General features: G+C 51.1%; 12 protein-coding genes. 9 read left to right on the top strand and 3 right to left on the bottom strand.

Annotated features, from left to right (window positions below; all coding sequences use genetic code 11):
• Positions 1–471: 471 nt before the first annotated feature.
• Entirely contained in the window at positions 472–1,128 is a 657-nt protein-coding gene (locus tag IRJ17_RS00165; RefSeq protein WP_242772654.1) for a YczE/YyaS/YitT family protein, read from the bottom strand.
• 196 nt (positions 1,129–1,324) lie between these two features.
• Here IRJ17_RS00165 and IRJ17_RS00160 point away from each other — a divergent pair, with 196 nt between their 5' ends.
• From IRJ17_RS00160 to IRJ17_RS00145, 4 genes are all read left to right on the top strand, one after another.
• Positions 1,325–2,302: a LacI family DNA-binding transcriptional regulator gene (locus IRJ17_RS00160; RefSeq protein WP_122966282.1), complete on the top strand. Its 978-nt coding sequence runs from the start codon at positions 1,325–1,327 to the stop codon at positions 2,300–2,302.
• A 140-nt stretch (positions 2,303–2,442) separates the two neighbouring features.
• The gene (locus IRJ17_RS00155) at positions 2,443–2,949 is read left to right on the top strand and encodes a GNAT family N-acetyltransferase (protein ID WP_122966281.1); all 507 of its coding nucleotides are present in this window, start codon (positions 2,443–2,445) and stop codon (positions 2,947–2,949) included.
• A 169-nt stretch (positions 2,950–3,118) separates the two neighbouring features.
• Positions 3,119–3,577, top strand: a complete 459-nt coding sequence (locus IRJ17_RS00150) for a DUF6884 domain-containing protein (protein WP_173597132.1) — start codon at positions 3,119–3,121, stop codon at positions 3,575–3,577.
• Positions 3,578–3,581: 4 nt separating this feature from the next.
• A complete protein-coding gene (locus tag IRJ17_RS00145; RefSeq protein ID WP_122966279.1) occupies positions 3,582–3,905 on the top strand; it encodes a YciI family protein in 324 nt (107 codons plus the stop codon).
• A gap of 65 nt (positions 3,906–3,970) precedes the next feature.
• Here the strand turns inward: IRJ17_RS00145 and IRJ17_RS00140 are convergent, their stop codons facing one another.
• The gene (locus IRJ17_RS00140) at positions 3,971–5,329 is read right to left on the bottom strand and encodes a TrkH family potassium uptake protein (RefSeq protein ID WP_122966278.1); all 1,359 of its coding nucleotides are present in this window, start codon (positions 5,327–5,329) and stop codon (positions 3,971–3,973) included.
• A 454-nt stretch (positions 5,330–5,783) separates the two neighbouring features.
• Here IRJ17_RS00140 and IRJ17_RS00135 point away from each other — a divergent pair, with 454 nt between their 5' ends.
• Positions 5,784–7,535: an ABC transporter ATP-binding protein gene (locus IRJ17_RS00135; protein ID WP_173598676.1), complete on the top strand. Its 1,752-nt coding sequence runs from the start codon at positions 5,784–5,786 to the stop codon at positions 7,533–7,535.
• A 4-nt stretch (positions 7,536–7,539) separates the two neighbouring features.
• Positions 7,540–9,594, top strand: coding sequence for an ABC transporter ATP-binding protein (locus tag IRJ17_RS00130; protein WP_242772652.1), 2,055 nt, complete (start codon positions 7,540–7,542; stop codon positions 9,592–9,594).
• Positions 9,595–9,695: 101 nt separating this feature from the next.
• On the opposite strand, the gene IRJ17_RS00125 is transcribed toward IRJ17_RS00130, so the two are convergent.
• Positions 9,696–10,526, bottom strand: a complete 831-nt coding sequence (locus IRJ17_RS00125; RefSeq protein ID WP_122966275.1) for an undecaprenyl-diphosphate phosphatase — start codon at positions 10,524–10,526, stop codon at positions 9,696–9,698.
• Positions 10,527–10,809: 283 nt separating this feature from the next.
• Between IRJ17_RS00125 and IRJ17_RS00120 the strand changes: the two genes are divergently transcribed.
• The 3 genes from IRJ17_RS00120 to IRJ17_RS00110 all read left to right on the top strand — a co-directional run bounded on the left by IRJ17_RS00120 (position 10,810) and on the right by IRJ17_RS00110 (position 12,869).
• Positions 10,810–11,136: a DUF1904 family protein gene (locus IRJ17_RS00120; RefSeq protein WP_122966274.1), complete on the top strand. Its 327-nt coding sequence runs from the start codon at positions 10,810–10,812 to the stop codon at positions 11,134–11,136.
• Positions 11,137–11,329: 193 nt separating this feature from the next.
• Positions 11,330–11,902 (top strand): RNA polymerase sigma factor, encoded by a 573-nt coding sequence (locus IRJ17_RS00115; protein WP_122966273.1) that lies wholly within the window; start codon positions 11,330–11,332, stop codon positions 11,900–11,902.
• Entirely contained in the window at positions 11,880–12,869 is a 990-nt protein-coding gene (locus IRJ17_RS00110) for a DUF4367 domain-containing protein (protein ID WP_233454078.1), read from the top strand. The genes IRJ17_RS00115 and IRJ17_RS00110 overlap by 23 nt, the downstream gene beginning before the upstream one ends.
• The last annotated feature ends 25 nt before the right edge of the window (positions 12,870–12,894 follow it).

Here is a 12,894-nt window from a genome sequence, read left to right as displayed (position 1 = left end):
AATATAATATGAAACCGAATGAAAATAGCCAGTATTCAAGTTTGAATGGTAGGGGGATTGATTGGTGCTACAACGCAGGACGGAAACAGATGAAAATGTGGCTGGTACATGGACTTCTAGGAATGGCTGACTCAGTCTCAGTACGAGTCGCAATACCTCTCTGGCTTGTTTTCTCAGTTTCATTGGCCAAAAGTATGGCTTTGATCCTGTTACAATAAAAAATGACAATGTCAGCTGGATCGTTTGACTCGAAAATTTTCACATACTTTTCTTTCGAAGAAGTATTGATTGAAATGATTAAGATAACTACAAGCAATACAGGAACTAATGTTTTGGCTACTTATTTTTATTCGCATGATGGGACAGTAGGTTGCGTTAAAAAGCAAAACAAACCTGCACATGAACAGCCCTGCACATGCGCGAAAAAGCCGTCAGCTGACTGACGGCTTTTTGATGTCATTTTGTCGTTCTCTAGCTGGCTCGCTCACTCATTCCTTGCTGCACTTGCCCTTCTTTCCCGCGATTGACGAAGGACAGAAGCTTGTTTCCGGCATTGATCGCTGCCTGGATGATGTAGCCGGTGGTAAACGACAGCACGATCGTTCCGTAATAAATCGGTCCATCCAGCAAAAAGCTGAGCGTCAAAAACAGGCAGGCGAGCGAGATTTCTGTCCGTCTGAACGTCCACTTCATTCGCTGCGAGACGACGAGCACGAAAGCCTCTTGCGGCGCGGTGCATACTTGTGTGCACACATACAGTCCGATGCCGCTGCCGATGCACAGGTTGCCCAGGATCAAGGTCAGAAGCGGCGGGAGCGAGCGGATGCCGTCCATCAGCGCATCGATCGAGCCGATCATGTCTACGAAGACAGAAATCAAAACCATGACGACGACGGCCCCGATCGTAATATAACGCCGATCCATAAAAAAGACGATGCATACAAACGTAAAGTTGATCACAAACATCCAGAAGCCAATCGACACTCCGAAGTTTTGGAACAGGGCAATAAACAGGGAATCATAAGGGCTGAGACCGAACGAAGTAATGGTCGTCATCATATTGATGCCGAGGGCAAGAATCAGCAAACCTGCGACAAACAGCAGATACTCAAATTTGAAGCGAAACACGAGGGCATGGCTCCTTTCAAGATCGTTGGAAGTAGAATACGGTGTGGAACGCTTTTCAGAGCAAGCAAAAAATTTGCCCGGAAAAGTTGGCTGCACTTTCACAGCGATCCGGCAAGCTTTTCAACTGGTGCAAAGGAGGGGATTCTCGTTATGATGGAGAGAAGAACGGTTCGAATGAACAGAGGGGTAATTGGGAGTGGCTAACATTCGAGAAATAGCAAGGCTGGCGGGAGTATCGGTCTCCACGGTGTCGCGCGTCTTGAACAACCATCCGTACGTCAATGAACAAAAACGCGCGGAAATCATGCGGATTATCGCGGAATTGAATTATGTGCAAAACAGCAATGCCGTCCATTTGTCGACCGGAAAAACGAAAGTGATCGGCGTCACGCTGCCGCTCGTCAACAATCAATACTACAGCTCGATCATCGAAGGCATTGCCGCAGAGGCAGCCCGTCATCAGTACAATCTGATGGTTTGCCAAACAAACAATGTACCTGAACAGGAGCACAACATTTTACGCCTGTTGAAAAACAAGAAAATGGACGGGCTGATCATGTGCTCGCGGTCCACTTCTTGCGAGCTGCTTGACGAGTACGCCGAATACGGGCCGATCATCACGTGTGAAGCCAACCAGACAGCCAGCGTGTCCAGCGTCCACATCGACCACTATTTGACCTTCCAAATCGGCATGGAGTATTTGATCAGCAAAGGGCATCGGAAAATCGGCTACTGCATCGGCAGAAAAAACAGCTTCAACAGCGCTCATCGCAAGCGCGCTTACCACGACATGCTTCGCTCAGTAGATGTGAAGCCATCGGCTGACTGGGCTTTTGAAGATTGTCTGATCGTGCAGGACGGAAAAGACGTCGCTCGCCATATCCAGCAAATGAAAGAGCCGCCGTCTGCCCTGCTGGTGTCTTGCAACCATATTGCCGCAGGGATTGTGAAAGAGGCTGGCAGTCTTGGGATCAGCATCCCGTCTGACCTCGCCATCGTAGGCTGCGACGACCAGCCTGTCGGCGAGCTGTTGGAAATCACGACGGTTTCCAGTCCGAGTACCTTGATGGGAAACTACGCTTTTGAAATGCTGTACGAAAGAATTTTGCATCCGTCGAGCAAAAAAGAGTCAAGAGAGCTGGCACCGATTCTCGTGGAGAGAAGAACGACCTAATGCCCTCTCCTTTTAAAAAAACAGCACAGACGATCAACTTACACGAATTTACATTTCATTCACACGCTATCCATCCCTGCTTTATATCCGTTTGCTAGAGTGGAATAGACGAAGGCAACTGGACAGGGGGCGAAGAATGGATGGAAGTACGGATTGAATGCGCCAAAAAAGAAGATTTTGCCGAGATGATTACGCTGGCCGACCTGACATTGCCAGATCGCATGAATTTGCATGAGCTGAAAAAATATATGGAGCTGTTTCCCGAGCTGATCTTCAAAGCGACAAGCGGTGGCGAGCTGATCGGTTTCAGCTGTGCAGGCATCGACATGTACCAGACGACAGGCTGGCTGTTGTTCAGCAATGTTCGCAAAGATTTTCAAGGACAAGGCATCGGCAAACGTCTGATTGAAGCCAGATTGCAAGCATTGCGGCGTTTCCCGACGCTGCGGACGGTGCTGGTTACGGTGAGCGAGACGAACCATTCTTCCGTTCGCGCTTTGTCTGCCCACGGTTTTCGCCTGGCGCGCGCCGAACAAGATTACTATGGTCCGGGCAAGCATCGTCACGTATTGGAACTGCCTGTTTGGCCCATGGCGCATCCGGCAACGGAAAGCCCGCGCTGGGAAGATGACGTTCAAGCCATTTAAAAAAGTTCATAGACAGACGGCTTCGCCAGCATGTTTTGGCAAAGCTTTTTTTTATTTGGATACAATAGCCAACAGCCGCAGCATGGGCGGTTTCTTGCTATACTAAGTAAAGAAAGCACGCTGCACGGCGGACGAGCGCCAGGCGGGAGGAAAGGACAGAACATCAACAGTGAGACGGTTGTGCATCATCGCCTGTGGAGCGAAAAAAATCTGGGATGTGCTGCCCGAGGCGAAAGCGACAGAGGCGCAGCACGTCTACCAAAGCGCGTTTCACAAAGCAAGCCAGGCATACGCCCGGACGTTTTTTCAGGAATGGGCCATCCTGTCGGCCAAGCACGGTTTTTTATTGCCGAGCGATATCGTCCCGGAAAACTACGACGTGGCTTTCGGAACGAAGAGCGAGGAGATCGTGACGATTGACGAGCTGATCCGGCAAGCGCAGGACAAGCAGCTAGACGATGTGGACGAGGTCGTCATGCTCGGCGGGAAAAAGTTCACCGGGATTATGCATGCCGTGTTTGGCGAAGAGCGGAGCCATTTTCCGCTTGCGGATTGCAAAGGCATCGGCTTCATGCTGCAAAAGCTGAACAAGGCAGTGGCTGATAAAGAAGAAATAGGAAAGGGATGAGAGGATGGATTCACTGCAACAGTTTTTGTACAAGCTAAAGCTCGTGCCCCGGCTGCTGGAGCCTGCGAACTGGACGGACAGAGAGCATGAAATTGTCGGAGAGCATTTCCGCTATTTGCAACAGTTGCTCGCAGAAAATCGGCTGATCCTCGCCGGGCGCACGCAAAACATGGACGAGACGACATTTGGCATCGCGATTTTTCTGGCTGAATCGGAGGAAGCGGCTGCTTCTGTCATGGCAAACGATCCCGCTGTCAAACAGGAAGTGATGACAGCCGAGCTGTATCCGTATCGGGTTGCCCTGTACAACAGCCAGTGGGAAAAGTAGAAAAAGCCGAAGAGCCTGTGCGCCAAAAAACGCGCCAGGCTCTTGCTGGTTGAAACGAGATTTGTTTACTGCCCGATGATGATCCGTTCTTTTGGATGGTGATAGCGTGCGATGCGGTCATCGCGCTTTAAGAACAGCAGCAGGTTGATAATGCCGACCCGCCCGATCATCATGATGATAATCAGAATCAGCTTGCCCGGCGCTCCCAGTTGGGTCGTGATTCCGGTAGACAGCCCGGTCGTACCAAACGCCGAGCAGACCTCGAACAAAATGTGCTGAAACGGCAAGTCTTCCAGCCAGACAAGCATGATGACGGCCATAAACACCAGGACGATGGCGATGAAAAAGACGACGAACGACCGCATGATGTCTTCATCGACCAGTTCCCGTCCGAATACTTTCACGTCCTTGTAGCCGCGCATGTTTGCGAAAACGGTTGCGATCAGCACGAAAAACGTCGTCGTCCGAATCCCGCCGCCCACGCTGCTCGGCGAGGCACCGATGAACATCATCGCAGACAGCATGATGAGCGTCGGCGTGGAAAACAGGCTGATTTCCGTAGTAGACAAGCCGCCGCTTCGCGAGGAAACCGAGTGGAACAAGGAGTAGAACAACGATTCATCCCACGATTTGTCGGCGAGAAAATGCTGCCGTTCAAAAACGTAGATGAGCACAGCGCCGATGACAATCAAGGAAAAGAAGGTCAGCGTAGTAATTTTCGTAAACAGGGAAAAGGTGAAGCGTGCTTTGGCACGGCGATAAGAAAAATACGTGCGCAGCTCGACGAGTACCGGGAAGCCGATCGCCCCGCAAATAATCAGCAGCATGACGATGGTCTGAACGATGTAGTCGTGCGTAAAGCCGAGCAGGGAATTGCCGTGCAGATCGAAGCCCGCGTTGGTAAAAGCGCTGACGGAGGCAAAGTAGCCGTGGTAAAACGCGTCGTACCAATCGGTGTAATAACCGGCGATCATAAAGTGGCTCCCCAAAAGGATCGTGCCGATCAACTCGATGATCAGTGCCATGACGAGAATGTTGCGCATCAGGTCGACAAGCCCGGACAACGTGGAGCGGTTGTGGTCCGTCGCGATCCAGATACGCTGCTCCAGACCGATTTGCTTGCCCAGCAGCATCCAGAAAAACGTGCCCAACGTCATGATCCCGATCCCGCCGACCTGAAACAGCAAGGTCAAAAACAAAATGCCCCACTGGTTGAACACCTCGTGAATCGTGATCACGGTCAACCCGGTCACGCTGATGGCGCTCGCAGCCGTAAACAGCGAATCGATGTACGAGAGCGAGATTCCGGGGTTATGGAAAAACGGCAAGCAGAGCAGCAACGACGAGACCAGAATCAGCGCGACATAGGAAAACACGATGATTTGTACGGAAGTCAAACGGCGTTTTTGATTGGAAGATAACAAAATAAATGGCCTCCTGAATAAACTTCATGAAGGTAATCATACCAAAAAAAGATTGCGAGCAAAAATGCCCGTTGTTGACATTTTCATGATTTTTGCGGAGGAGACGGTTTTATCCATCCAAAAATATTTGTTGACAATTCAGGCAAATCGGTGATAAAGTTCAGAATGTATTAATTGGAAATCGAAAAATGTTAAGAAAGGTGGGTCTGTCATGAAACGCAGTGTAATGAAGCAAATGAACAACTGCATACATGACGTAACCCCTCCTTTGATGCAAGCTATGTAGTTTTTCCCTAACTCCATCAAATGGCGCAGGTTACTGTCTTTGTAGCCTGCGCTTTTTTATTTGATTCTTTTTGGTCGGATAAAAAGGCATGTTGCCCCTTGTGGCGATATGCCTTTTTTCGCCTCCAAAAGGAGAAAACCCGGTTGAGACGAGAGGAGAGAGCGGCAGATGTTTTCGGTTTTAACAAAGCTGGACTGGTTTTTCAAGGAGCATTGGAAACGCTACACAGCAGCGATTCTGCTGCTGATTTTGGGTGGCATCCTGGAAATTATTCCGCCAAAAATTATCGGAGTGGCGATCGACGAAATGCAGCTGGGCACGTTGACGGGGGAGCGGTTGTGGAGCATCCTGCTGTTTTATATCGTTCTTGCTATCGTGACGTACCTCATCAACTTCGTGTGGATTTGCAAGCTGTTCGGCGGGGCTTTTCTGGCCGAGCGAACGCTTCGTTCCAAGCTGATGACCCATTTTTTGCGCATGACCCCGACTTTTTATCAGCGCAATCGCACAGGCGACCTGATGGCGCGGGCGACGAACGATCTGAAGGCCGTCTCGATGACGACGGGCTTCGGCATTCTCACCTTGGTTGATTCGGCCAGCTTCACGGGTGTGATTATTTTGACGATGGGCATTTTTATCAGTTGGAAGCTGACGCTGGCTGCCATTTTGCCCTTGCCGATCATGGCGTATGCGATCAATCAGTACGGCAAAAAAATTCACGAGCGCTTTTCCAAGGCGCAAGACTCTTTTGGCGAGCTGAATGACCGGGTGCTGGAATCCGTCGCGGGCGTCAGGGTCGTTCGGGCCTATGTGCAGGAGACGGCGGATCAGGAGCGCTTTTCGAACAAAACGCGGGAAGTGTTTCAAAAAAATATGGAGGTCGCCAAAGTCGACTCGCTGATTGAGCCGACTGTGAAAATACTGGTTGGCATCAGCTACATGATCGGGCTGATCTACGGCGGCTATCTCGTTTTCCGGCAGGAGCTGACACTGGGAGAGCTGGTTTCGTTCAACGTGTACCTGGGGATGTTGATTTGGCCGATGTTTGCGATTGGCGAGCTGATCAACGTCTTGCAGCGGGGGAGCGCCTCGCTGGATCGCGTGAACGAGACATTGGCGTACGAAGCCGATGTGACCGATCACGAACAGCCGGCAAGGCTTGCCAAACCGGAGGCGATTCGTTTTGAGCAAGTGAGCTTTCGCTATCCGGGAACGGTGCAAGATCAGTTGAAGAACATTTCGTTTACTCTGAATCGTTCCCAGACACTCGGCATTGTCGGGCGAACCGGAAGTGGCAAATCGACGCTGCTCCGGCAGCTGCTCCGGGAATTTCCGCTGGGGCAAGGCGCAATCACCATCAACCAAATTCCGCTGGCGCAGATTGAGCTGGACAATATCAAAAGCTGGATCGGCTACGTGCCGCAGGAGCAGATCTTGTTTTCCAGGTCCGTGCGGGAAAATGTGATGTTCGGCAAGCAGGACGCTACCGAAGAGCAACTGCAAGAAGCACTGAAGCTGGCAGCGTTCGCGAAAGACGTTCAGTTTTTGCCGGAGGGACTCGACACGCTGGTAGGCGAAAAAGGCGTGGCACTGTCCGGCGGTCAAAAGCAGCGGGTGTCCATCGCGCGGGCGTTGATGACCGACCCGGAGATTTTGATTCTCGATGATGCGATGTCAGCCGTAGACGGCAAGACAGAAGCCGAGATGATCGCCAACATTCGCCGCGAGAGGGCAGGCAAGACCACCTTGATTGCCACGCATCGCCTGTCCGCTGTTGCCCATGCCGACTGGATTCTCGTCATGGATGAGGGAAAAGTCGTCGAAGAAGGGACGCATGAGCAGCTTTTGGCCTGGGGCGGTTGGTATAAAGAGCAGTTTGAGAAGCAGCAAATCGAAGCGCAGTTGACAGAAGGCGGGTGAACGGATGAGTACGGGAAAAAGGTTGTTGCACTATGCATTGCTGTTTAAAAGGACGATTTTGCTTGCACTTTTGATGCTGTCAGTTGCCGTAGGCGCAGAGCTGACAGGGCCGTTTTTGGCGAAAAAAATGATCGACACGCATATTTTGGGGATCGAGTTTCCTTGGTATGAGACAGAGCAGCGCTCCGATTCCGTTTTGTACCGGGAGAAATGGTATACACGGCAAGATCACCTGGCAGAAGGAGAGCGCACAGGGCAGGAAGTGCGGGTGTTGCAAGTAGGGCGGGACTACTACTTTCTCGAACAGCCGCTTGCCTTTGACGGCCAGCGCACGATAGCGGATGGAAAGCTGACGATTCAGAGCGGTTCCCGGCAAGCGGTCTATCCGGTGCTGCCGCTCAGCAATCAGGAGCTGTTCGGATTCTTTCGACCGGAGACGAGCGGTCTGCTTGTTTTGGCTGCTGCTTATCTCGGTTTGCTGGTGGTCGCGGGTCTGTTCCATTACGGGCAAAAAATCTTGCTGCAAAAATCGGCCAATCTGGTCATCCGCAAGCTGCGAGTCGATGTATTTGCCCATATCCAGCGGCTGCCGATTACGTATTTTGACAATTTGCCTGCGGGGAAAATCGTGGCGCGTGTGACGAATGACACGGAAGCGATTCGCGAGCTGTTTGCCAACGTGCTCGCGTCCTTTTTCACCAGCGGCATTTACTTGATCGGAATATTCGTGGCGCTGTTTTTGCTCGATGTCAGGCTCGCCCTCGTCTGTTTGCTGATTTTGCCGATTATGGCCGTATGGATTGTGTATTATCGCAAACGAGCCTCTGCCTTCAACCATGTGATCCGGGCGAGGATCAGCGACATTAACGGCATGATCAACGAATCGATTCAAGGGATGCCGATCATCCAGGCGTTTCGCAGAGAAAAAAAGACGATGCAAGAATTTGGCGAATTGAACGAGGAGCTGTTTTCGTATCAAAACAAAATGTTGCGACTCAACGCTACGGCTTCCTTTAACCTGGTGCAACTGGTGCGCAATGCGGCGTTTGTGCTGTTTATCTGGTACTTCGGCGGAGCGTCTCTTGGCGTGGGCACGCTGTTTTCGCTCGGCGTCCTCTACGCATTCGTCGATTACCTCAATCGCCTGTTCCAGCCGATTACTCAAATCGTGAATCAACTGGCGAACTTCGAGCAATCGCTGGTTGCGGCACAGCGGGTATTCGAGCTGCTGGATGAGAAAGGGATCGAGGTCGATACAGGCACAATCCCGTGCTATGAGGGCAGCGTCCGGTTCGACGACGTCTCCTTTGCCTACCAGGATGACCAGTACGTGCTGAAAAACATCTCGTTCGAGGCATGGCCGGGCGAAACGGTGGCACTGGTCGGCCACACAGGCTCGGGGAAAAGCTCGATCATCAACTTGCTGTTCCGCTTCTATGACGCCAGCCGCGGAACGATCTCGATCGACGGGCGCAACGTCCGCGATTTGCCCAAGCAGCAAATTCGCCAGCATATGGCGATCGTGTTGCAGGACCCGTTTTTGTTTACCGGGACAATCCGCTCCAACGTAAGTCTCGATGATCCGGATATTACTGCGGAAAAAGTGGAGAAAGCGCTTCGGGACGTCGGAGCAGATCAACTGCTGCGCACATTGCCGCGCGGTTTTGATGAGCCAGTCATTGAAAAAGGGAGCACGCTCTCGCTGGGGCAGCGTCAGCTGATTTCTTTTGCCAGAGCGTTGGCGTTCGACCCGGCGATTCTCGTCCTGGATGAAGCGACGGCGAGCATTGACACGGAGACAGAAGGCATCATTCAAAACGCCCTGGAAGTGCTGAAAAAAGGACGCACGACCTTTATCATCGCGCACCGATTGTCCACGATCAAAAACGCCGATCAGATTCTTGTGCTGGATCGGGGCAGAATTGTCGAGCGGGGCAGGCACGATGAATTGATGGAGAAACGCGGCAAGTATTATCAGATGTATCAGTTGCAGCACGGTCAAAAGGAAACGCAGCCGCTGGTTGCCAACGCTGCGCGTTTGGACAGTTCGCCAGCTTGAGGAAAAGAAAAAGCTGCCTTGCCGGAAGCCCCCCTGTTGTGTCCAGCTTTCAGGGGGCGCTTCAACGGCCAAAGGCAGCTTTTTTATTTGGATGGCGACCTCTACATAATAAAGAAGTAGATGACAGCAGCCAGTGCGATGCGATACAGGGCAAACGGCACGAGTTTGATCCGGTTGATCAGCTTCAGGAAGAAGCGGATCGCAAGCAAGGCAAACAAGAAGGCGCTGATGAATCCGACGATGAAAAATGGCAAGGAGTCGGCAGTGATGTATTGCCAGTGCTTCAACAGCGACAAAAAGCTGGCGCCAGCCATGACGGGAACCGCCATGATGAAAGTAAAGTCGGATGCGGCTCTGTGGCTGAGACCGAGAAGCACGCCGCCGGAAATCGTCGATCCGGAGCGGGAGAAGCCGGGCCAGAGCGCGATGCATTGAAACAGTCCGATGAAGAACGCTTGCTTGTACGTCATTTGGTCAACAGTGGTTACTTTCGGACGTCCCGGTCTGAACCAGTCGGCTGCGATCATCAAGAGGGCACCTGCGACAAGCCCGATCAGCACGGTATTGATCGAAAAGAGGTATTCGTCGATATAGTCTTCAAAAATCAGTCCGAGTACAGCTGCCGGCAGCAGTCCCACAATGACTTGCGAGAGACGGAGCTTGTGCCCGGGGCCGTTGCCATCTGGCGACATTTTTTTCAATCCGAGCAAACTGAGAAAACGGTCTTTGAACACGATCACAGCCGCCAAAATCGAGCCGAGCTGGATGACGACTTTAAAGGTATTCGCTACTTCCGAAGAAAACAGTTCTTTGGAGTGAAGCAACGTATCGTCCACAATAATCATATGCCCGGTAGAAGACACGGGAGCAAATTCAGTCAAGCCTTCGACAAGCCCGAGCACGAAGGCTACGAAAATATTCCAAAAATCCATATGTACTGTACTCACCTTTCTGATTGGCGTGCTTTATGTTTATGCTCTTATAGACATGGTCAAGATGCCTATCTTATTGTGGCGATAATGTAACAGCGATGTCAATAGCAACATTCTTTGTGCAAAGAGCCTTGATTAACATTTTGGGACAAATCGTAAACGTTTCATTTCGTTTTTGAAAAGGTTTGTTGCCGCTTTGTAAAAACTCGGGACAGACTACTCATTTTCCTTGCCGAACGGTATGATAGAAGAAATCGCTTTTTGACCAACAGGAGGTTCAAGCATGCCACATCTCATCGTTCGCGGCATACAAGCCGAGCAAATGGCGACGATCAGCGAGCTGCTGACAGAGGAGCTTGCCGCTTTATGCCAATGCGGTACCGACAATTTTACAATCGAATGCTTGCAGACGACAGGCGTTTTTGGCGGGAAAGTAGTAGAGTCTTTTCCGTTTATCGAGATTGGCTGGTTTGAGCGCGGACAAGAAACGCGCGACCAGTTTGCTAGGATTGTGACCCGGCATGTTCTCTCGCTCGGCATTCCGGAAGTCGAGATGGCTTTTGTCCCTTATCAAAAAGAAAGCTACTATGCCAACGGCGAGCATTTTTAGGAAGCTGACAGCCGCTGTCGATTTCCCGGGAAAGAAATGACAGATTCGACAAGAGAAGAGCAAACACAGTTGCAAAAGGGCGCTTCATCCGAGAGTACGAGACGGATGAAGCGCCCTTTTTTTCTACTCTCAAAAAATTCATGTCACAAACAAGAGATCCCGATTGTTATTCATAGGGAAGGGAGGCAGGAGTGTGGAGAAAGCGCAAATCGAATATTTGCTCCAGGAGATCAAAGCGGGTGCGATGGAGCAATTCGAAGTTATTATCGATCATTATCAACAGCCGATCTTTGCCTACTGCTATCACATGCTAGGCCATCGGCAGGATGCGGAAGATGCTGTACAAGAAATTTTGTTTCGCGCCTATGAGCGGCTGGAGCAATACACTTACTCGCTGTCTTTTTCAGCGTGGATTTATAAAATCTCATTTAACCATTGCGCCAATGTCCTCAAGCGCAGAAAGCTGGCTCGCGTGCTGCCCTTTTTGTACAGCGGCGAGCAGCAGGGGCGAAATTTTGTCGAGGAAAAAATCGACCACGACTATTTGGGAGAGCCGTTGGAGCGTATTTGGTCGAAGCTGACGGCGGAAGAGCGGACACTTCTGTATTTGCGGGTGCTGGAGGAAAAAGATTACGAGGAAATAGCTGTCTTGCTGGACAAAAAGCCGGCAGCTTTGCGCAAGCAATTCGAACGTCTGCTGAAAAAATGCAAGCGCTATTTTCCGGCGATGGGAGGGGTGGCAAATGATGGGCGACAATCCGTATAAACAACTGCACGAGCTTTTAGCCGCCAAGCCAGTCCCGAAAGTCGATGTGAAACAGAAAGTGATGGCTGCCATCGCAGCGAAAAAAATCGAGGAGGACAAAAAGGTGAAGAAAAAAATCGGGGTGTTGCTGACGATTGGCTTGTTGGCGGGAGCCTCGTCTGTATGGGCGGGCATGGAAGTCATCCAGTTGAAGAACGAAAAAGGCGAAGTCGTGATGGAAATGGATACGGGGAAAGGAACAGAGATTACATCGAAGACAGAAGGACTTCCTGTGGAGATGCAAAATGAATTGGCACAAGCAGAAGCGGATGCCGAGCGCAGGAGCAACATCATCAACGAGATTCTTGACCAGCTCAAGCCGGGAACATCAGCCGCGATTTACTGGCTGCCGAAACAGGAGAAAAAGGACAAAAGCGTAGAAGAGATTTCCTTGCGCGATCCGAACGTAGATGTCTTTTACAAGGCGATCACCTACACATCGCTTGCGGAGCTGGAACAAAAACTCGCGGATAAACGGTTCGCACTCCCGACCGAGCTGAACGGCGCTTTCCGCTTCGAATCAGGGGAAATCGAGTACAAGCCGAGCGACAAGTACGATGTGGCGGCGATGAAGGCAGAAGCGATCAAGAACAAGAAAGAATACGTCGTCAAGGAAATTCCGACCTCTGACAAGTTTGACTATGTGCATGTCGCCTACAGAGGCGCAAAGGGCGGGATCACCGTCGAAGTCCGCCAGGCAGAGCTTGGAGCAAAGACTGGCTCCAATGCGACTGGGGTAGAAAAAGTGATGCTTGGCAAAAACGAAGCTGCTCTGATGACGTACAAAGAGGACAACCAGCCCGATTTTCACTGGATCGTATGGATAAAAAACGGGAGCGATCTGGAGTACAGCGTTCGCGCCAAGGCCACGACGGTTTCCAAGGAAGAGCTGATCAAGCTTGCCAAACAATTGAACGAGCATAAGTAAAAAAAAGCCCAACAAAGGCCGTGAA

It is taken from the genome of Brevibacillus parabrevis, from assembly GCF_022701015.1.
Taxonomy (GTDB): domain Bacteria; phylum Bacillota; class Bacilli; order Brevibacillales; family Brevibacillaceae; genus Brevibacillus; species Brevibacillus parabrevis.
Note: the sequence above shows the minus strand (reverse complement) of the source record. Positions and strands in the feature narration are given on the sequence as shown.

Excerpts from the sequence above, each read along its gene's own strand:
- IRJ17_RS00155 (WP_122966281.1), top strand. The coding sequence starts at position 2,443 with ATGGAAGTACGGATTGAATGCGCCAAAAAAGAAGATTTTGCCGAGATG.
- IRJ17_RS00145 (WP_122966279.1), top strand. The coding sequence starts at position 3,582 with ATGGATTCACTGCAACAGTTTTTGTACAAGCTAAAGCTCGTGCCCCGG.
- IRJ17_RS00135 (WP_173598676.1), top strand. The coding sequence starts at position 5,784 with ATGTTTTCGGTTTTAACAAAGCTGGACTGGTTTTTCAAGGAGCATTGG.
- IRJ17_RS00130 (WP_242772652.1), top strand. The coding sequence starts at position 7,540 with ATGAGTACGGGAAAAAGGTTGTTGCACTATGCATTGCTGTTTAAAAGG.
- IRJ17_RS00125 (WP_122966275.1), bottom strand. The coding sequence starts at position 10,526 with ATGGATTTTTGGAATATTTTCGTAGCCTTCGTGCTCGGGCTTGTCGAA.
- IRJ17_RS00120 (WP_122966274.1), top strand. The coding sequence starts at position 10,810 with ATGCCACATCTCATCGTTCGCGGCATACAAGCCGAGCAAATGGCGACG.
- IRJ17_RS00110 (WP_233454078.1), top strand. The coding sequence starts at position 11,880 with ATGATGGGCGACAATCCGTATAAACAACTGCACGAGCTTTTAGCCGCC.